17 protein-coding genes are annotated in these 20958 nt (G+C 58.7%); 4 read left to right on the top strand and 13 right to left on the bottom strand.

Annotated elements, in window-relative coordinates; genetic code table 11:
* Positions 1–69: 69 nt before the first annotated feature.
* The 6 genes from rplI to ppsA all read right to left on the bottom strand — a co-directional run bounded on the left by rplI (position 70) and on the right by ppsA (position 6338).
* On the bottom strand, positions 70–522 hold the full coding sequence (gene rplI, locus U5L73_RS12395) for a 50S ribosomal protein L9 (protein WP_313873267.1): 453 nt from the start codon (positions 520–522) through the stop codon (positions 70–72).
* A gap of 12 nt (positions 523–534) precedes the next feature.
* The gene (gene rpsR / locus U5L73_RS12400) at positions 535–816 is read right to left on the bottom strand and encodes a 30S ribosomal protein S18 (protein WP_029708819.1); all 282 of its coding nucleotides are present in this window, start codon (positions 814–816) and stop codon (positions 535–537) included.
* A 16-nt stretch (positions 817–832) separates the two neighbouring features.
* Complete coding sequence (gene priB, locus U5L73_RS12405; RefSeq protein ID WP_322562647.1) at positions 833–1126, bottom strand: primosomal replication protein N; 294 nt, start codon at positions 1124–1126, stop codon at positions 833–835.
* Positions 1127–1159: 33 nt separating this feature from the next.
* On the bottom strand, positions 1160–1525 hold the full coding sequence (gene rpsF / locus U5L73_RS12410; RefSeq protein WP_296507481.1) for a 30S ribosomal protein S6: 366 nt from the start codon (positions 1523–1525) through the stop codon (positions 1160–1162).
* 101 nt (positions 1526–1626) lie between these two features.
* On the bottom strand, positions 1627–3948 hold the full coding sequence (locus U5L73_RS12415) for a VC_2705 family sodium/solute symporter (RefSeq protein ID WP_322562648.1): 2322 nt from the start codon (positions 3946–3948) through the stop codon (positions 1627–1629).
* Positions 3948–6338, bottom strand: coding sequence for a phosphoenolpyruvate synthase (gene ppsA / locus U5L73_RS12420; protein WP_322562649.1), 2391 nt, complete (start codon positions 6336–6338; stop codon positions 3948–3950). Before ppsA ends, U5L73_RS12415 begins: the two co-directional genes overlap by 1 nt.
* A gap of 215 nt (positions 6339–6553) precedes the next feature.
* Here ppsA and U5L73_RS12425 point away from each other — a divergent pair, with 215 nt between their 5' ends.
* A complete protein-coding gene (locus U5L73_RS12425) occupies positions 6554–7375 on the top strand; it encodes a pyruvate, water dikinase regulatory protein (RefSeq protein WP_322563506.1) in 822 nt (273 codons plus the stop codon).
* 91 nt (positions 7376–7466) lie between these two features.
* On the opposite strand, the gene U5L73_RS12430 is transcribed toward U5L73_RS12425, so the two are convergent.
* The 7 genes from U5L73_RS12430 to U5L73_RS12460 all read right to left on the bottom strand — a co-directional run bounded on the left by U5L73_RS12430 (position 7467) and on the right by U5L73_RS12460 (position 17502).
* Positions 7467–7775, bottom strand: a complete 309-nt coding sequence (locus U5L73_RS12430) for a DUF2149 domain-containing protein (protein WP_322563507.1) — start codon at positions 7773–7775, stop codon at positions 7467–7469.
* A 2-nt stretch (positions 7776–7777) separates the two neighbouring features.
* On the bottom strand, positions 7778–8269 hold the full coding sequence (locus U5L73_RS12435) for a MotA/TolQ/ExbB proton channel family protein (RefSeq protein WP_322562650.1): 492 nt from the start codon (positions 8267–8269) through the stop codon (positions 7778–7780).
* Between the two features lie 9 nt (positions 8270–8278).
* Positions 8279–9232 (bottom strand): ChaN family lipoprotein, encoded by a 954-nt coding sequence (locus U5L73_RS12440; RefSeq protein ID WP_322562651.1) that lies wholly within the window; start codon positions 9230–9232, stop codon positions 8279–8281.
* Entirely contained in the window at positions 9229–13287 is a 4059-nt protein-coding gene (gene cobN, locus U5L73_RS12445) for a cobaltochelatase subunit CobN (RefSeq protein WP_322562652.1), read from the bottom strand. Before cobN ends, U5L73_RS12440 begins: the two co-directional genes overlap by 4 nt.
* Before the next feature lie 65 nt (positions 13288–13352).
* Positions 13353–15578, bottom strand: coding sequence for a TonB-dependent hemoglobin/transferrin/lactoferrin family receptor (locus U5L73_RS12450; RefSeq protein ID WP_322562653.1), 2226 nt, complete (start codon positions 15576–15578; stop codon positions 13353–13355).
* A gap of 144 nt (positions 15579–15722) precedes the next feature.
* Entirely contained in the window at positions 15723–16994 is a 1272-nt protein-coding gene (locus U5L73_RS12455; RefSeq protein ID WP_322562654.1) for a DUF2325 domain-containing protein, read from the bottom strand.
* A gap of 196 nt (positions 16995–17190) precedes the next feature.
* A complete protein-coding gene (locus U5L73_RS12460; protein ID WP_322562655.1) occupies positions 17191–17502 on the bottom strand; it encodes a hypothetical protein in 312 nt (103 codons plus the stop codon).
* A 172-nt stretch (positions 17503–17674) separates the two neighbouring features.
* Between U5L73_RS12460 and bfr the strand changes: the two genes are divergently transcribed.
* The 3 genes from bfr to U5L73_RS12475 all read left to right on the top strand — a co-directional run bounded on the left by bfr (position 17675) and on the right by U5L73_RS12475 (position 20870).
* Positions 17675–18151: a bacterioferritin gene (gene bfr, locus U5L73_RS12465; RefSeq protein WP_322562656.1), complete on the top strand. Its 477-nt coding sequence runs from the start codon at positions 17675–17677 to the stop codon at positions 18149–18151.
* A 116-nt stretch (positions 18152–18267) separates the two neighbouring features.
* Positions 18268–19425, top strand: a complete 1158-nt coding sequence (locus tag U5L73_RS12470; protein WP_322562657.1) for an imelysin family protein — start codon at positions 18268–18270, stop codon at positions 19423–19425.
* Positions 19422–20870, top strand: coding sequence for a di-heme oxidoredictase family protein (locus U5L73_RS12475; protein ID WP_322562658.1), 1449 nt, complete (start codon positions 19422–19424; stop codon positions 20868–20870). Before U5L73_RS12470 ends, U5L73_RS12475 begins: the two co-directional genes overlap by 4 nt.
* Positions 20871–20958 lie beyond the last annotated feature (88 nt).

Below are 20958 nucleotides of genomic sequence, written 5' to 3' on the forward strand. Positions count from 1 at the left end.
CCGCAAGGGCGGACCCTGGCGGCTTTTGTAGGTGTTCAGCCTGCGAGCAGGCTGCACGGACAATACTGATTAAGCAGTTTCGCCGTACACGGACACGGTGATATCTACCACCACGTCAGTGTGCAGAGCAACGCTCACAGTGCTGTCGCTCACGACCTTGATAGGACCGTTGGGCATACGCACTTGAGACTTAGCCACCTTGTAACCGGTTTTCACCAATTCTTCAGCGATGTCATAGTTGGTGACGGAACCAAACAAACGGCCATCCACACCAGCCTTTTGAGTCAGCTTGATGGTAGTACCACCGAGCTTTTCGCCCAAAGCTTGGCACTCAGCCAGCTTAGCTGCTGCTGCCTTTTCCAACTCAGCGCGCTTGGCTTCGAATTCTGCCTTGGCAGATTCGGTAGCACGGCGTGCACGGCCGGATGGGATCAAGAAGTTACGAGCGTAGCCATCTTTCACCTTGACGATTTCGCCCAGGTTGCCGAGGTTCACGACCTTGTCGAGCAGAATGATTTGCATGGTCGGGACTCCTTAGATCTTGTGCTGGTCGCTGTAAGGCAGCATCGCCAGGAAGCGAGCGCGCTTGATAGCGGTGTTCAGTTGGCGCTGGAAAATAGCGCGGGTGCCTGTCAGGCGTGCGGGGATGATCTTGCCGTTTTCAGCAATGAAATCACGCAATGTGTCGATGTCTTTGTAGTCGATCTCTTCGACGCCAGTGACGGTGAAGCGGCAGAAGCGCTTGCGCTTGAACAACAACGATTGCGTGTTGCGCTTGGGGCGCTTGTCTTTATTGAAACGTTTTGGTCCGGGCATGATGGACTCCTAAAAATTAATTTTGCAAAAATTCTTGAATGTGGAAAACGACTGACTTTCCTTGGCGTGCATTTGCCATGAATCCAGTGAACTGCCACACACTGCCGACTGCTTGCTTTGCAAGCCGTTCAGCCAGCGTGCCGAAGGCCACCGCTTTCATCACAAGCTTCACGGTTCGTACAGATCCAGCTTCTGAAACCTGAGACTCGTGTTCGAGCCGTAGATTCAGGGCCGGGAGGCCTGACGGTGTGTAGCGCATCGTTTCGAACTCTGCGATACCAGCACTTAAAACCAATGAATTCGCCTGCACTCCTTCAAGGAAAAGGTTCGTAAACCCGCTCAATTAGGCTTGGTACTCGGCCTGCTGGGCCTTGCGTGCGTCTTCGCGCTCGACAGTCTTCATCATGGAAGAAGGACCGGTTTCGGCTTTCTTCTTGGACACTGTCAGGTGACGCAACACGGCGTCGTTGAACTTGAACGCGTGTTCGAGTTCAGACATCACAGCTTGGTCAGCTTCGATGTTGACGCACAGGTAGTGAGCCTTGGCCAGCTTGTTGATCAGGTAAACCATCTGACGACGGCCCCAATCTTCAACACGGTGCACCTTGCCACCGCCAGCAGTGATCATGCCCTTGTAACGCTCCAGCATTGCAGGAACTTGTTCGCTCTGATCCGGATGGATCATGAGGATGATTTCGTAATGACGCATTGATACTCCTTGAGGATTTCCCAGCATCTGGGTTTTCCGGCACTCTCGTGTCGGCTATGAAAGCTGCCCCCGGCGTCTAGACAGGGTGCAGCAAGGCGAAGCTAATGATTATAGCCTAACCCAAGGGGGGGTGACAAATTGCGATCTTCGGCAGAGTCGGGCGCTGTCAACAAGCTGACCAAAATAGACATCAGCAGCCCTACCGGCACTCCAAAAACACCGGCAGAGACGGGCTGTATCCCAAACCACAAATGCTCTTCCGAAAAACCAAACCATTGCCGCAATACCAGAAAGTTCAGCACCAAGTAACCCACCGTGGTGCCCAAGCCTGCCAACATGCCAGCGACCGCGCCTGCCCTGGTCATGCGTTTCCAAAAAATACCCAGCACCATGGCTGGCACGAATGCAGCGCCTGCCAATGAAAACGAGGCGGACACGAGATACAAGATGCCCGCGGGTCGCTGCGCAGCGGCATAGGCAGCCATCAGCGCCACCACCAAGAGCGCGAACTTGGACAGCATCACCCGACGCATGGCTTCGGCCTTGTTGCTATTGCCTTCAAAATAAACATCGTGGGCCAGCGCGTTGCCGATGGTGAGCAGCAAACCGTCAGCGGTGGAGAGCGCCGCTGCTAAGCCACCGGCTGCCACCAACACAGACACCACATATGGCAAACCGCCAATATCTGGAGACGCCAACATCACCAAATCCGCACCGACCCGCAACTCGGCAAATTGCAAAACGCCATCCGCATTCACGTCGCTGAACGATAGCAAGTTGGGATCACGCGACCACTGCAGCATCCAGGCGGGAAGCGCATCAAACGGCTGCCCGACCAAATTTGCCATCACTTCGTACTTCACCAAAACAGCCAAAGCAGGTGCAGACAAATACAACAGGGTAATGAAAATGAGAGACCAAGCCACGGAGCGCCTGGCTTGTGCAACGCCCGGAGTGGTGTAGTACCGGGTCAAGAGATGAGGCAAACCGGCGGTACCCACCATCAGACAAAACATCAAAGCCAGAAAGTTGGCGCGCGACGTCGAAAACTCCGCCTGTTCCGATGCAGACCCCTCCGGATCCCCCGCAAAGGGCCGCGTCTGCGGCGCCATGCCACCCAGTGCTTTGGCTTTTTCGGTATTTTCGAGCCAGTTTTTGGTCCACAGCTCACGGGCTGCATTCACATCTTTGGGCAGCGAAGCCAATGCCTTGCGCGCCGCCTGAACCTGAGCATCCGGCGCCTTGCTGTCGCCAAGGATCCGCAACTGTCGGCGCAATTCCTCGCGCTCCATCGCGAGCGAAGACTCTACATCCACCAACTTGCGCTTGAACTCTTCTGCGCGCCGCGCATAGATGGCGATCACATCTTGCTCTTGGGGAGACACCGCAAAGGCCTGCTCCATCTGGGTAATTTTCCCCAGTTGCTGCCCGTAGGCCAGTGGCGCCAAAGGATTGCCGGTCTGCTGGTAGGAGAGCCATGACACCGGAATCAGAAAAGCCAGTATGACCACGACATACTGCGTGACCTGGGTCCATGTCACCGCACGCATGCCACCCAAAAAGGAACATACCAGCACACCGCCCAACGCCAAGAGGATCCCAATTTCGAAATGCACACCCGTCAGGCGGGAGGTAATCAAACCCACTCCATACAGCTGCGCCACCACATAGGTGAAAGAGCACAGCACGGCAGACCACGCAGCAATCCGGCGAGGCCAATGTCCACCAAACCGCACCCGAAAATAGTCAGGAACGGTATACAAATTCATGCTGCGCAAATAAGGTGCTACCAATAAGGCGACCAGACAAAAGCCCCCAGTCCACCCCAGCACATAAGCCAAGCCGCCGGGCTGAGACCCGGAACCGCTAAAACCCTGGGTATACAAACCACCCGCCAAGCTGATGAACGAGGCAGCACTCATCCAGTCTGCCGCTGTGGCCATGCCGTTGTAAACGCCGGGAATGCGGCGCCCGGCCACGTAATACTCGTTGGCGTCAGCGGTGCGCGCAAACACGCCAATCACCGCATAGAGCACCAAGGTGACGGACAGAAAAATGCCGGCAACCCACGCCTTGGGCAAGCCGTACTGCTCTGCCACACCCAAAGCCACCAAAAACAACAACAAACCGAACACAAAACCAAAGAACCGCCTGCGCAACGATGCGGTGTAAGAGCCATATTCAGCAGGGTCGAACTGAAAGACTTCGGGCGAACGCCGGTTGGCCACCAAGGCAAAGACCAACACGATCGCAATGAATACCAACAATGCCCCTTGGGCAGTCAGCCAGTAAGCAAGCGGCCACGAAAAAAACGTACCGCTCAGGTCCCGGGCGGAAAAAACGATGCCGAAAGAAAAGACAAACCACAGCGCAAGCAGCACTGCGTGCAGGTGCCAATTGCGCTGGGTCGTCGTGTCGAGCATCAAACCGCGAGTTGCTGCCAGGTGGCGATCACCGAGTCTGGGTTTAAGGAGATAGACGAAATCCCCTGTTGCTCCAGCCACTTGGCGAAGTCAGGGTGGTCACTGGGCCCTTGACCGCAGATGCCCACATACTTACCTTGGCGTTTGCAGGCGTCGATCGCCATCGTGATGAGAGCCTTGACAGCGGGGTCGCGCTCATCGAAGTCAGCCGCCAACAATTCAAGGCCGGAATCGCGATCCAACCCCAAGGAAAGCTGAGTCAGATCGTTGGAACCGATGGAGAAACCGTCGAAGTACTCCAGGAACTGGTCCGCCAGAATGGCATTGCTCGGAATCTCGCACATCATGATGAGCTTGAGATCGACCTCGCCCCGACGCAGCCCGTGGCGCCCCAGCAGTTCGGTGACCCGCTTGGCTTGGCCCAGAGTACGCACAAAAGGCACCATCACTTGCACATTGGTGAGCCCCATTTCATTGCGAACCCTTTTAAGGGCTTCACACTCCATGGCAAAGGCTTCGCCAAACTCGGTACTGACATAGCGCGCAGCGCCACGGAAGCCGAGCATCGGGTTCTCTTCTTCGGGCTCGTAGCGGCTGCCACCAATCAGCTTGCGGTACTCGTTGCTCTTGAAGTCGCTCAAACGCACGATCACCGGCTTGGGCCAGAACGCTGCTGCAATAGTGGCTACCCCTTCTGCCACCCGGTCCACGTAGAACGCGCGGGGCGATGCATGTCCACGCGCCACGGATTCCACTGCCTTTTTCAGATCGGCATCTACATTCGGGTAGTCCAGAATGGCTTTGGGGTGCACTCCGATGTTGTTGTTGATGATGAACTCCAACCGCGCCAGGCCCACGCCTTCGTTAGGCAACTGGCAAAAGTCGAAAGCCAATTGAGGGTTGCCCACGTTCATCATGATCTTCACCGGAATTTCCGGCATCACACCGCGCCGTACTTCAGAGATTTCTGTCTCCAGCAGTCCATCGTAGATAAAGCCGGTATCACCCTCTGCACAGCTTACGGTGACCAGCATCCCCTCTTTGAGAAGGTCGGTGGCGTTGCCGCAACCCACCACGGCGGGGATGCCCAACTCACGCGCAATGATGGCGGCGTGGCAGGTACGACCACCCCGGTTGGTCACAATCGCGCTGGCGCGCTTCATCACCGGCTCCCAATTGGGGTCCGTCATGTCGGTAACGAGTACGTCGCCCGCCTGGACGCGATCCATTTCGCTGATGTTGTGCACGATGCGCACCGGTCCGGTGCCAATCTTTTGACCAATGGCACGGCCTTCGGCCGCCACATTGCCTTTACCTTTAAGCTTGTAGCGGTACTCCGCAGCGGTGCCGGCCTGGCTTTTCACGGTTTCAGGGCGCGCCTGCAGGATGTACAAATGGCCGTCAATACCGTCTTTGCCCCATTCGATATCCATCGGACGGCCGTAATGCTCTTCAATCACCAAGGCGTATTTGGCCAACTGCTCCACATCCGCATCTGTTAAGGAGTAGCGATTGCGCAGTTCGGTGGGTACATCGGTCGTCTTGACCAACTTACCGCCAGCTGCCTTCTCTTCGGCACTGGTGAACACCATTTGCAATAGTTTGGAGCCCAAATTGCGACGAATGACAGCACGGTTACCCGCTTTGAGCATGGGCTTGTGCACATAGAACTCGTCAGGGTTCACAGCGCCCTGCACCACGGTCTCACCCAAGCCGTAGCTAGAGGTAATGAACACCACTTGGTCGAAGCCGGATTCCGTGTCGATGGTGAACATCACACCAGCCGCTCCCAAGTCTGAGCGCACCATGCGCTGCACACCGGCACTCAAGGCCACTACATCGTGGGCAAATCCCTTATGGACGCGGTAGCTGATCGCGCGGTCGTTGTACAGAGAAGCGAACACCTCTTTCATTTTATGGAGCACATCTTCGATGCCGACCACGTTCAAGAAGGTCTCTTGCTGACCGGCGAAAGAGGCGTCGGGCAAGTCTTCAGCAGTGGCGGACGAGCGCACCGCAAAGCTGGCTTGGTCATTGCCCGCAGACAGCGTCACAAAGGCCTCGCGAATCGCTTGCTCTAAATCTGCAGGGAAAGGCTGAGCTTCAACCAAGGAACGGATTTCGGCTCCGACGACTGCCAAAGCGCGCACGTCTTCGGTGTCCAGTGTCTTCAGCCTGGCGCTGATCTTGTCGGCCAGGCCGTCGTGGGCCAAGAATTGGCGGAATGCGTGGGCAGTCGTGGCAAAGCCCGTTGGGACCCGGACGCCTTGCGGAAGCTGGGAAATCATCTCCCCCAGACTGGCGTTTTTGCCGCCTACGGACTCGACGTCCGTCATGCGCAAGCGCTCAAAAGGCACGACCAGGTCGGTCGCATTGAAAAGTTCAGACATAGGATGCTCCAGAAGTTAAAACCTTTCTTTGACCCGCCGGCCAGGCCTTGGGCGGGTCGCGCGACCTGTCACTTTCCTGTTGTTGCTGTTATGGGAAACGTAACCGGTACCTAAATGCGCTAAATTGCAATCATTGTAGGTGGGCACATCGTGTAACCCGATTACGAAACCCCGCCATGCCCTTGCATCTGACTGACACCACCAACGACCTCTATATGCCCCAACGCACCGTATTCTTTATTTCTGACGGCACCGGCATTACCGCTGAAACATTCGGCAATGCGATCCTGGCCCAATTTGAGACCAAGGCACGGCATGTGCGCCTGCCCTTTGTCGATACGGTGGACAAAGCGCACCAAGCGGTCCGGCAGATCAACCATACAGGCGTGGTCGACGGCAACAAGCCGATTGTGTTTACGACTTTGGTGAACATGGATGTGCTGAGAGTCATCCAAGAAGGCTGCCAAGGCATGTTGCTCGACATGTTCGGCATGTTCGTACACCCGCTGGAGCAAGAGCTGGGCTTGAAGTCCAACCATCGCATCGGCCGGTTCAGTGATGCCAGCAAGAGCAAGGAGTACCAAGACCGCATTGAGGCGATCAATTTCTCATTGGCGCACGACGACGGTCAGAGCAACCGCGATCTGGAGCAAAGCGACGTGATTCTGGTGGGGGTGAGCCGCAGTGGCAAGACGCCTACCTCGCTCTACCTGGCCATGCAGTACGGGTTGAAGGCGTCCAACTACCCACTGATTCCAGAAGACTTTGAGCGCCGCCAGCTGCCCCCTGCGCTGGTGCCACACAAAGGCAAGATTTTCGGCTTGACCATCCAGCCCGAACGCCTGAGCGAGATCCGCAATGAACGGCGACCCAACTCGAAATACGCCTCGCTCGAGAACTGCCGCATGGAAGTCAGCGAGGCCGAAGCCATGATGCGGCGCACCGGCATCCGCTGGCTATCGACTACCACCAAATCCATCGAAGAGATCGCGACTACCATCCTGCAGGAAATCCATCCGGAGCGGCTGGTGTATTGATCTGGCCCATCCCCGCGCTAAACCGCTATGATATTGATAGCTGCTCGCGCAACATCTACGTGCGCTAGGTGCCAATTTCACTATTAAGCGGCTATTCCGGCACGTAGACGATGCCGCCGTCCTTCATGCGGTAAGCCGTCCCGGCCTTGGCGCCCTCGCCCTGCCCGATCTGGCCGCTGGACTTGTAGCGTTCGATCCTCTCGCCTTTTTTGACCATCATCTCCATGGTGGGCTTGCCAGCATCGGTGATCACCGTCACGTCCTGCTTGCTGAGAGCATTGAGCATCGGGTTTTGCGCCACGGTAATTAGCAGCGCCGCGATGATGACCAGAAAGATATCAATGATGTTGACGACCGAGAGGATGGGATCGTCGTTCTCGGGTTCGTGCAGCAACTTCAGGCTCATAGGATTTTCCTTTGCTGCAGAGACACCAACTCTTCGGCCAACCAGCGGCGGCGCACATTGGCTACCCAGTAGGTAATGCTGGCCGCGATCAACGCCAGAATCACCGCGGAGAACGCCACCGTCAGGCTGCCAGAGACCTGGGCCAAATTGCCATCTGACACGGACTTGAGTGCCGGCCCCATGGGAATCATGGTGCCCACCAAGCCCAGCATGGGCGCGATGCGGCTGGCCAGGCGCTCGGGCTCCAGTAGCTTGTGGGCAAACAGGTCCAACTCGTCTTCGGTGGCTTCGGGGCGGCTTTCGACGTAACGCATCAAGGGATAGCCCCCCAATTTGGCAGGATTGCGACGTTGCAAAGCCTGCACCGTGAACGAGCCCAGCACGTAGAGCGCATACACAAACAACAGGGCCACCAGGGCCAGCACCGGCAGCAAAAACAGCTGCCCCACCTGGTACATAAAAATTTCAATCATCGAGCTTTGGCTCATGGGGTTTCCTTAAAGCTTGGGATTTGGAGATGGGGTTGAAAGGGTTGCGGGCGCCGTGGCAGCGGGTGCCGCGAGGCCCGGCAAGGGCGTAGCACAGGGGTCGGGACGCACTTCACCGGGCTCGGTGAACCAAAGCACATCAAAGCCCGCGCGGTCATAGTCGGCAGGCGCGGTTTTACCCGCCACCGTCTCGACCAAAGCAATCGTCAAGGCTTGATCAGGGGCGGCCAGGTAACGCGGCACTGCGCGGTCGCTGCGTACGTGGCCCGCTCCGGCAATCAGCACCACCGGGCCCGCCACAGCGTCCAGCACCTGGGCCATGAGTGCATCACGTGCACGCTGCGCCGCCACAATGCCGGCCAAACGCGCAGGCTCAGGCCGGTGGCCGCAGTGGCCTTGCACCACATCGTTTTCCAATGCCTCCAACTGGGTGGGCGTGGCCGCAGGCAATACCGGCTTCACTTCGCCCAATGCGATCTTGCGGGCCTCGGCACGCGAGAGATTGGCCGCACGCAGGGGCCACTGGCGCTGGGCAACGAACGCTATCAAGTCCTTGTACATGGGCCAACGCCAGCCCTTGCGGTTGAGCTGGCCTGCATCGGCCAAGGCTTCCGCATCCGTCTGACCGGTCGACTGCGCGCGGCTCAGTGCGCCCTGGTGTTCAGCATCCAGCTGCTCCATGGCCAGCGCGGGCTGCGCGCCCAAGGCTGCCATGCCTCGCAGCACATCCAACTGCCGCACGTGGTGGGCTTCGCTGTCGTGCTTTTCGCCCAGCAACACATAACGCGCAGCCACCGCGCGCTGGTACAGCACGGGCTCGGAAATGAACTGCTGGGTGCGTGTATCCCAGATGCGCCCCTGCAGCGCATGCGCCGGTTGGACGGGCGTTTGGGCCGTGGCGGCGCCGCTCAGGCACACGCCAAGACCAAGGCACAGGGTCATAGCCCATCGTTGGTTTCTCATGCTTTTCTCCATTGGCGCCAGGCCCCAATGGCCGGCGTCATCAACAACACACCCAGGGCCAACAAGAGCATGGTGCTCAAGGCTTGGACCACAGGTTCACTCACCTTCTCCAGTTTCATGCCTTCAATCAAGGGGGGAACGGAAGGCTCCACTGGTCGTGCCTCAGCAACAACCTCAGAGGGCGGTGCAGCGGTGGACGGACGGGCAGGCGCCGGGCTTGCAGCCGTCACCGCACCATCCACCGCTTGACCAAGCCCATAACCCGACAAACCGACAAACTCCTGGAAGGTGGTGTTGCTGGTGCGCACATCAAAGCGCTGGGCCAAATCGGTGTAGCGCGCCTTCAGCTCGTCCACGGTGGCGGAATCAGCTTGCCAGTAGCCCTGGCGGGCCATCTCCAGCATGCGCTCCATCATCTGGGCCAGGGCGTGGGGGTTGTTCTTTTCCATGTACTGGCGCATGCCGAGCTGGTGTTTGTCCCGCACATACACATCGGCAAATTCCTGCCACTGGTCGTCCCGCACAATCTCGCGCGCCACCGTGGTCCAGCCCGTGAAGTTGTTGATGCCGTCCAGCATCTGCAGGGTGCCCGCGTAGCCCTCCTTCATCAAGCCCTGGATATAGCCGGGGTGGAAATTGCGCGAGGCCAGCTCTTTGGACAGAAAGCCCGCGGCATCTTCGGCCTTGCCCGAGCCCGTACCGCGCAGGTTGGAGATGAACAACTCAGGCGCTTTGCCGTCCAGGTAGCGCACTGCCGTAGCGATGCCACCCAGGTACTGGAAGGGGTCGTCGGTGGTGAGCATGCCGTAGAGGTTGGAGCTGCGGGCCAGAACCGCGCCTTGGGTCCCCCTGAGGTGGGCGGCGTAAAGATTCATGCTGGCACCTCCGCTGCTGCCTCCGGCCTCGCGGGCCAGATCACTGCCACTTTTGCCCCAATCGGCCTCCACCGGTCCGTAGGCAAACTGCATTTTGCGCAAATACAGCTCAGCCATCTTGCGGTCGCCCTCCTCCTTGGTTTTCCAGGTATCGGTGGCCAAGGCTGCGTCATCCAGCCCCGAGCCATAGTTACCCGAGGCGCCCGAGAAAATACGCGTCTCCCCTGCGCGCTGCGCCGCGTCGGCTCGCCAGCCCTGAGCCTGCAGTTGGCTGGTGATGGTCTTGGCATTCTTGGCCACCGCGTTGTCTGCTTCCCCCGTCGCTTGCGATGCGAGTTGTGCCGCACGCGACAGCTGCTTCATGACATTGGGGAAGTGATCGCGGTACAGGCCGGTGGCCGACAGCACCACGTCAATACGCGGGCGCCCCAAGTCTTTGCGCGGCACCAGCTTCACATCGGTCACGCGGCCACCGGCATCCCACACAGGCTCCACGCCCATGGCCCACAAAGCCTGGGCCTCCAACATCCCCATGTGGCGCATGGTCTCGACGGACCACAGCGTGAAAGTGAACTTCGAAGGCGTCACACCCGTCTTCTGCTGGTGTGCAGCCACCAGTTTGTCCAATGCTTCTTTACCCGCCGCCCATGCGGCCTTGGTGGGCACACGAGTGGAGTCAAAACCATACAAATTACGCCCTGTGGGCAGGCTGTCGGGGTTTTTGATCGGATCGCCGCCGTACGACGTGGGGATGTAGCGGCCGCTCAACGCAGCCAGCAGCCCACGGGTTTCGCCCTCGGCCTGCAAATCGTTGTACCAGCGCCGTCCCTGCTCGAGCAAGGCCTTGAGCTTGGGCGGCAAACCATCGGTGGGCTGGCCTTGCACCGCATGCTTGGCCAGCAGCTTGTACGGTGCCGTCTGCGCCATCTTGGCGTAATCGGCAATCAGCGCCTCGTCAGCCTCCAGGTCATTGCCATCGGCCAGGGTGGCTGCCGCCTCCCAGAACGGCCTGCCCAGCATCATGAGCACGGTGTAGAGGCGCCCCTGCTTGTCCGAGCCCTGCCCAAAGGTGTGCAGGCCCAGCGGCTGCGCGGTGGTGGCCAGCTCGTGCAGGTGGTCGTGCAAGGCAGTGATAAAGGCTGGGAACTCGCGCTCCATGCGTTCCGGCGTCCAGGCCATGTCGCGGTCTATGCGCTCCTTGCGCACCAGGGCAGTGATGGACAGGCGCAGCTGTTCTTTCACCGCCCCCTGGTCCTGGGCCAGCCAGGCATGCAATTCGTCGTGCAACTTGGTGAGCACGGCGTGCAGACCGGCGGGCGCAAATGGTGGCGTCTGGTGGCTGATGTTCAATGCACGGCCACGACGTTTGGTTTGCACGGCCTCCCCAATGTTGTCCACGATGTAGGGATAAATCACCGGAACGTTGCCCAGCGCCATCAGCGGGTAGTCATGCACCCACAGGCCGCGCTCCTTGCCGGGCAGCCACTCCTGTGTGCCGTGGGTGCCAAAGTGAATCAAGGCATCTGCCTTGAACTGTGCGCGAGTCCACAAGTAGCCCGCCATGTAGGAATGGGGTGGTGCGGCGGTACTGGAGTGGTAAATTTCTTTGCCTTTGGCATACAAGCCACCGCCTATCGGCTCTCCGCGTGGCGGCTGCGGCATGATGACCACATTGCCCAGCTTGAGGCGCGGAATGGCAAAAAAGGCTTCTCCATTGCGGCGCACCAGAAACACCGATTTTTCGGGCTGAGCGACGGCGGAGGACCAGACCTCGCGCCGCTCTTCGGGCAGGGTGTCCAACCACTGCTTGTAGGTTGCCAATGGCATCAGCTCAGCCAGGCCATCGCGCACCAGCGCATCCATCTCGTGCGCAACACTGCCGGGCCGGTAAAACGGCGTTAGCAGCCGCTGCAGGTTGCGCGTCAGGGTGGCAGCGTCCATCGCGTCGGTACGGTACCCCTCGGCTTTCATGGCAGCCAAGGTGCTGTGCAAGCTGGTGGGCAGGTTCATGAAAGAAGCCCCCAAGTTCTTCTCCCCTGCAGGGTAGTTCCAGAACATGATGGCCACTTTTTTGTCCGCATTAGCGGCGCGGGCCAATCGGGCCAGCCCCAAGGCCTTGCCCACCACCGCATCAGCTTGTTCCGGAATCGCGCGCAACTGGTCATCACCATCGGTAGCCGCCGCCACCATGATGTCGTGCACCCCCGCGTACTCGGGCTGGACCAGGTAAAACGGGACATCCATGAGCGCAATCCCTGCGCTGTCGTTCCACCAGGCATCGACACCGCCCTTGCGGTAGGCCATGGCCTGGATCACCGGGATGCCCAACTTCTCAAACTCGGTGCGCCGCCCCTCCGGGTTCAACATGATCTGCGTGGTGATCAGCACATCGGCCAAGGGCTTGCCCTCTGGTGCAAGAATCTTGGTGTTGGCGTCGTTGTCCATCACCGGGCTATAGAAGGCCAACGGTACCGCCCCAGCAGCTTCGATGCGGGCGATGAAGTGATCAATCATGCCGGTCTGCTCGGCCGCAATCGCCTGCTGGTGGAAGGCCACGCCAATCACCGGTTTATCCTTGGGAGCACCCTTCCAGCGCAGATAGGACGCGGTATCCGCAAACACCAGCGCAGGTGCCTTGGGATGGTAGATGGCCGTCGCCGGAAATACCTGGGGCGCAGCTATCTGCATCCATGGTTTCTTGGCCAAATGGGCCGCTACGGTTGCAAAAAAACCTGCACTGTTGGTGCGCCCACCATTCACGTAATAGGCATGCAAACGCTTGGCAAGATCATCCTGCAGGTGGGACCACTGGGGCTTGCTGGTGTGCAACCACAGCACGGGCGTTTTGGCCTGTGCCAGCGCGGGCAACGCGTCTTTAACCTTGGCGGCCACGGCGTCCCGGATGTGGTCGCGCGGCGCATCAAACAACACCATGTCATACCCCGCCCAGAGGCGAGCATCAACCACACCCAGCTTTTCAATGAACTTGGCCTCGACCTTGACCCCGTAAGGCGCAGCGGCTGCAGACAAGACAGTGAACTTGCCTGGTGTGATGGGGCCCGTGGTCACAAACAACAGCGATGCGGCAAAGCCCATAGACGGCAACAGCCAGCCACCCAGCACCCAAGCCGCCCAGGAAACGAGCCGGCGCCAGCCCTTGCACCATGTCATATCAGTCATTGCATTCTTTGAGTAAAAAAGCCGGAAGCCTCCGAAAGCGCTTCCGGCAAACGGTGCCCTAACCGTTAAAAACTGTGGGTCAAACTCACTTTGAAATTGCGGCCGGGCTGGGTGTAGGCGTCAACAGTGGTGCTGGTGGCAGCCAAGTCACGCACATCCGCCCATTCCACATACTTTCTGTCAAACAGGTTGTTGATGCCGGCCGTCAAGCGGGTAGCCTTGCTGACGTTGTACCAAGCGGACACGTCCACCAAGCTGTAGCCGCCTGGCGTGACTTTGGTGGCATCGGGGTTGCGCAGCTTGCGCTCCACCGCAGTGATTTGCGTGGCCAAGCCCCAGTGCGCGCCGTGGGCATAACTCAAGCCAAGAATCAGCTTGTCAGGATCAATCGTGGCCAAGGGTGTGCTGGCTCCGTTGCTCTCTGAATCACCCTCGGCGTGGGCATAAGCCGCTGACAAGTTCCAGTCTTTCGACAGCGCCCAGTTGGCACGCGCCTCAAAGCCGCTGATCGTGACTTTGCTCAAGTTGATGGACTGGTATACATCCGCCATGGGCGCGGCGTTATCGGTCACCTTGACGTTGCTGGCAATAAAGTCTTTGTACTTGCCGTGAAACACCGACACGCTGTAAGAATTTTTGGTGCCAGCCATATGACCCTGCAGACCCAACTCTACGGAATCGCTGGTCTCTGACTTCAGGTTCGGATTGCCAGTCGACGTATACGGGTCGGCGGCCGTCAAATTGGTAACACCGCCATTCACCTGGCTGGCCTTGGGGGCCCGGAATCCATGGGCGTAGTTCGCAAACAACTGGGCCATGGGAGCCAGCTTCCACACAGCACCTAGTCGCGGAGACAGCGCCGAATCGCTCAACTCTGATGGAGCGGCCGAATTGTTAACCCGGTACAGGGCATCCGGCTTGGGGGTGAGCTTGAAGCTGTCGTAACGCAAGCCGGGCGTCACACTCACGGCGCCAAAGTTGATTTCATCCTGGATGAATGCACCCAACACGCGGTAGTCGGTATCTGGGAAACTTTTGTTGCGTACAAAGGCAGTGCCAGAGCTGTTGTATCCCTCTTTCAACGAGGTCACGTCCGTAATGGAGGTGTCCAGCCCATACACCCAGCGGTGCTTGATGCGATCACCAAGGTTGGTTTCTATTTGAAGATTCGCACCCAGCGTGTTTTCCCCATAGCCGGTATCCCGATTGCGCACTAGCGGGGCTGTCGAACGCGCCTCGTAGCCGTACTGCTGATTTTTCGATTGCTGTGCGTATACACCTACGTTCATCACATCGAACCACATTCCATTGGGCGCAAAGCGGTAATCCAGCTTGACCAGGTCGCGCGAAATGTCTTCGCGCACATCCACATCCGTGAGCGTTGCTGCAGCAAATGAATCACCAAAAAAACTCTTGATGTCTGTGTTGTTCTGGCGCCGAATGGTTTCTGCGCTCAGCTTCACTTGGTGGGTAGCACTGGGTGACAAGACCAACTTGGCCAACACGTAGTCCGCCTGGTTGTTGGCCGGGTTGGGTGTGGTGCGGCTGTTGTTGGCGGAATCATTGGTGCCCATGTTGTCGGTTTCATGGCTACGCCGCATGCTCGCCAACACCATGCCTTTAACACCTTCACCCGCAAACGCAAAACTGGGCGCCAACTGAAACGAGTTGTCTACCGACGCGTAGGCAGATTTCAGGGTGAATTGCTGAGGTTTTCCCAAAGTGAGCAAGTCTTCCGGCTCCTTGGTAACAAAACTGACCGCGCCGGCCAGCCCATCCGAACCAAACTGGCTGCTGGAGCCACCGCGCAGAATCTCGACCCGCTTGTAGCCTTCAGGGTCGATCGTGTCACCCCTGCCCGCCGCATATGGACCGCTGGCATAGGTGGAGGGCAAACTCACGCCGTCGACCTGCAAGCGCACTTGATCCCCCTCAAGGCCGCGGATATTGACACCCTCATTGCCGCTACGTCCAGTGGCGTAAAACACTCCCGAAGAACGGTTCGGCTGGGAGCGCACCGAGACGCCCACTTCGTTGCCCAGCAGCTCTTCCAAATCGGTGGGGTTGTCCAACGCAATGTCTTCGGCCGTAATCACAGTGAGAGTGGCCGGCACATCCTCCAGCTCCTGCTCAACACGGCTGGCGCTCACCACCACCTCTTTCAACGTCGCCACCGGACGCACGGCGACCGGCACTTCTTGGGCCCACAGGCCGCCACTACCAAACGCCAAACCCAAACACAGAGACAGCCGGGTCAGCGAAAACTGACCGGACCTACGGATACGCGCCATACACCACCTATTGAAAAAACGGTTGTTTCACATTGGCTGGCTTTGCGCAGGGCTTTCCGTTCGTCTATCCGGACCTAGTGGCGTGGCTTGCTATTCGAATGAGTTATCGTAATGCGAATCGTTCGCATTACATATCGGTGCTGACTATTTATTTGTCTCAGTGATGAGCGAACCCGCCGCAGGCTTGTTGAGGGCAATCTGAACTAGACCTCGCTCCAACGACGAGGCACTGGGATTTTCGACAAACACACAACGCTTGCCCGTGCGTTTACAAAAGTCTTTAACCCGCCAGTAGGCGTTGTGACTGATGCACCCCGTCTGGCAGATCACCAGATCGGCAGCAGCCAGGTTGGCATCCAATACCGAGGCGTTGTCTTCCACACCACCATCATGGTGCGCAAACCTGCCCCCCACCCGCTCCACTACATCGCGGTAATTCGAAATGTTGCCGCTGCGCCCACCGACGCACAAGACCACTTTTTGGTGCAACTCCACCACCACGGACGGCTCATCGTTGGTGGATACATCAAGACTCAATCGCCCCACGGACGCGCGCTCGACTGCAGTGCGCTCTGAAGCTAGCAAACGGCGCCTCAAATCGGAGTTTTGAGCTTCCAATTCCAGCTGACGCTGAGCCATTTGCTCAACCCGCTTGTGCAGCTTTTGCTTGTCCTCCAACTGCGGAATCGACGCTTGTAAGCTCTCCAGATCTTGCGCAAGAAATGCCAAGCGACTGTCCTTCGCAATGGACTCAGCGCGCACCTGCAGCAACTCCGCCTGGAGCCGATCAATATCCGCTGTCTTCTGTGCCATCACCCGGCTGATGCGCTCCTGCACCTTCCCGAGCTCACGCCCCAGCACCGCGTTTTCTTCTGCCAGTGCGTTGAAACGGGCAATCTCCAAACGCACTCCAGCGCCGGCTTGATGCTGGAACATGTGCAAATCTTTGCACATGGCGTCTTGCAGAGCGGCATCACAGCGCGGATGGGTCAAGGCTGCCCAAAATGCGCCCGCTATGTCACCCGCCTTCAGATAGCTCACCCACATCTCGGCGACAGCCAGACTACTTTTGGCCGCTTTAAAGGCATGAATTTCGCGCACATAGCGCGCCTCCAGCTCACTTTGCATCAGCTCCGAGAGCTTGCAGCGGCGCGCCGCCTCCGACACAGCCCCTGCATGTACCTCGTAGTCGTTGGCCACCGCGTTTGCGCCCAGGGACTTGTTCACTAAACGGCGCAGCATCTCCATAGGCAAACTCACCCCCACCAAGGGGCAATGGCAATGGGTGCCCAATTCCCAGATCCGCTTTCTCCGTGAGCCGGTAGAGGCGGTCGGAGGCATGTGGGTGTCAGGACATGGCTCCGGGTAGCTCGATGGAACACTGCGGGGCTTCGGGTCCGGTTGGGTGATTGGCATGGTTACTCCTCTTCGGTTTCAGTATTCAGACTCACAAGGTCTTCGAGGCCATTGGCGAGCCGGACCCGCCAGGCCATGACCGGCCGGGGCCTGGCCTGTTTCACGGGACGCCCACGCACCACCTCGGCTTCAGGCTCGCAGCAGGGACACATCGAGCCATAGCGTCCGCCAGCGCGATGACCGGTGTGCTCCGTGCTCACTGCACAGCCTCAGGCGTTGGGTGCCATAAGCCACTTTCCACGTGCACCGGTCGTACCGCGGTCGCAGCTTGCCCCTGGGCTAACCAACGCTGCCGCAAAGACCACAACAGCGCCTGAAAGCCTGGCGACAGCAAGGGGTCCGAGGAAAGCCGGGACAAATTACTCACGATCTTGGTCGCCATAGCCTCGCGGTGCTCAGCGCAACACGACTGCACGTGACCCGTCATCAAGGCCATGGTGCTGGCCAATAGCGCTTCTGCGCTCGGAATCATGTATTCCTCATCTTGTGGTTTCCAATGCAGGGGCATCGTCCTCTCCTATGTGCGACAGGCTCACAGCGAGCACTGTTGAATGTTTAGTATATGCGAATCATTCTCATTTCCTAAAATATTCGCACTGACTCGTCTATTTTTTGATCGACGCCATTCCCCCGGACATGCCCAAAGGGATAATGGCCTTTTTTCAAAAAAGGAGCCCCGTATGAAAGGCGACGCACAAGTCATTGGCCATTTGCAGGCCCAACTCAAAAATGAGCTCACCGCAATCAACCAGTACTTCCTGCACTACCGGATGTACAAGCACTGGGGCTTTGAAAAACTCGCCAAGAAGGAATACAGCGAGTCCATTGGCGAAATGAAACACGCCGACATGTTGATGGACCGCATCTTCATGCTCGACGGCCTGCCCAACCTGCAGGACATGGCCAAAATCATGGTCGGAGAATCGGTGCCTGAGGCATTGGAATGCGATCTGAAAGCAGAGACCGGCGCACAGGCAACCATCAAAGCCGGCATTGCCCACTGCGAGTCGGTGCGCGACTACGTGTCTCGTGATTTGCTCCAAAAAATTCTGGACGACACCGAAGAACACATCGACTTCCTGGAGACCCAGATCGACCTGATCGCCAAAGTCGGCTTGCCCAACTATCTGCAGTCGCAGATGGGCGCAGTCTCCTAAACGAGAGCGCCTATGCGTCACCCCAAACGCTGACTCGCTCAGCGTTTTTTTTAGTTTATTTTGAGAATGATTTGCATTAAGATACGCATTTACTCCACTTTGGAAAAAGAGACTTCATGCAAAAACGTAGCTTCCTTCAAGGCACCCTTCTCGCGGCCACGCTGTTGAGCGGCCTGCCTCTGCATGCGCAGTCTGTTGATGCGCCCACCGTAGTCCGGAACTACGCCGCCTTGGTCTCCGCCAACTACCAAGACGTCCTGACCAGTGCCCAAACACTGCAAAAAGCCATTGGTGCACTGGCCGCCAGCCCTTCTGCCCAAGGACTTGAAGACGCCAAAAAAGCCTGGCTCGCCGCACGTGAGTTTTATGGTCAAACAGAAGCATTTCGCTTCTACAGCGGCCCTATCGACGATGACAACGGCCCCGAAGGCCGTCTGAACGCTTGGCCCCTGGATGAGTCTTACATTGACAGCGTTCCGGGCAAGCCCAAGGCCGGCATCGTCAACAACCTCAAGGTCAAAATCAACAAAGCCACCCTCTCCAAGCTCAATGAGCGCGGTGGCGAGGAAAACATTGCGGCAGGTTGGCACGCTATTGAATTTCTGCTGTGGGGCCAGGACCAAAGTGACACAGGCCCGGGCAATCGCTCGTTTGAAGACTTTGTGGACGGCAAGGCCCCCAACGCGGACCGTCGGCGCACCTATCTGACCGTAGTGACCGAGCTGCTGATCGACGACCTGAGCTTTTTGGTCAAGGCCTGGGCTCCCGGCGCTAAAAACTACCGCGCCAAGTTTGAACAAGGCGGCATCCAGTCCGTGCGAAAGATCATTGTAGGCATGGGCTCTCTGTCCCGTGGTGAACTGGCCGGCGAGCGCTTGGAAGTGGCCATGAACACGCAAGACAAAGAAGACGAACACTCTTGCTTCTCTGACAACACCCACCGCGATGTGGTGGCCAATGCACAGGGCATTGAAAACGTCTGGCTGGGCAGCTACAAGCGCCTGGACGGCAGCATGCTGCAAGGTGCTTCGCTCAAAGACCTGGTGGCCGCCAAAAACGCCGCACTGGCCGACAAGGTGAGCAAGCAGATTGCCCAAAGCGTTGCCAACGCCACCGCCATCCAGGCTCCGTTTGACCGCGAAATCATGGGCGCCAAAGACGCGCCCGGCCGTGTGCGCGTGCAAAAAACGATCGACAGCCTGGTCCAACAAAGCAAAGACATCACCGAAGCCGCGGCCGCCTTGGGTATTACGAAATTGGCACAAGCCAAATGAAACTGCGCCCCCGTCAAAAACTGGGGCTGCTCATTGCAGCCGGAGGCGCTGCCTCCGCTCTGCTATGGCCTCTGTGGGGCCACAGCCATAGTGACAAAGTCGGGCGCGCCCAAGGTGAACTCACTGCAGACCAAGCCACCGCTTTTGTCACCGGGCGCAACGCGTTTTCTATGCCCCTACCCACGCTGGACGATGAGGAACGCGCACGGTTTGCCGTGGGGAACTCGTTTTTCCGCCGTAATTGGGTCGAGGCACCGGCATCCACCACCGCACGTGATGGCCTTGGCCCGCATTTCATCGCCCGCTCCTGTGGCGGCTGCCATGTGCAAGACGGCCGTGGTGCCCCACCCGACTTCCGCAAAGGCCTGAGCGATCAGCCCGTCGCACTACTGATGCGCCTGTCCATCCCTGGCACCGGGCCTCACGGCGGTGTGGTGCCGGACCCCGTGTATGGCGACCAGCTCAACAACGCCGCCATTCAAGGAGTGGAGCCTGAAGGGCAGGTCCAGATACGCCACGAACTCATACGCGGGCGCTTTGCCGACGGCACGCCCTACACCCTGCGCAAACCCATCTACTCCCTCACGCGCTTGGCCTACGGCCCTTTGGCACCGGGCGCCATGCTCAGCCCGCGCATTGCGCCGCAAATGGCGGGCCTGGGTTTGCTCGAAGCCATTGCCGAGACCGACATCCTGGCCAACGCCAGTGCACAGGCCGCCATGTCAGGCCCCATCAAGGGCACGCCCAACCGGGTATGGGACGACCTTGCGGGCGCACACCGCGTGGGCCGTTTCGGCTGGAAAGCAAACCAAGCCAGTCTGGCCAGCCAGACAGCCGGTGCTTTTTTAGGTGACATCGGCATTACCTCCACCCAGCACCCTGAGGAGGCCTGCACGCCCTCGCAAAAAGACTGCTTGGCGGCCCCGAAAGGTGCCCAAGGCAAGGCCCCTGAAATTGACGATCGCACGCTGGGCGATGTAGTGTTTTACCAGGCCACTCTGGCACCCGCAGCGCGGCGCAACGTCGAACGGCCCGCTGTTGTGCGAGGGGAGGCGCTGTTTGTGCAGGCCCAGTGCGCCAGCTGCCACCGCCCGAGCTACACCACCGGTGCCCCGCCCTTCCCGCGCCTGTCCAGCGCCAAGGTGTCGGGCCTCAAAATCTGGCCCTACACCGACCTCTTGTTGCACGACATGGGGCCCGACCTGGCCGATGGCCGGCCTGACTTTGCCGCCAATGGTCAGCAGTGGAAGACACCCCCACTGTGGGGCGTGGGCCTGATTCATGATGTCAACGGCCACCGCCGCCTGCTGCACGATGGCCGAGCCAACGGTGTGCTCGAAGCCATCCTCTGGCACGGGGGCGAAGCACAAGGTGCCAAGCAGCAAGTGCTCAAGCTCAATGCCCGCGATCGCCAGGCGCTGGTCGCGTTTGTGGAATCCTTATGAATCGGCGTACTTTTCTTCTTTCAGTGCCTTTTAGTGCTCTAGCGCTTACAGAATATGCGCATGCAGCTCCTAAAACAGTAGCACCCGG

The organism is Rhodoferax sp. (genome assembly GCF_034520025.1).
Taxonomy (GTDB): Bacteria; Pseudomonadota; Gammaproteobacteria; order Burkholderiales; family Burkholderiaceae_C; genus Allorhodoferax.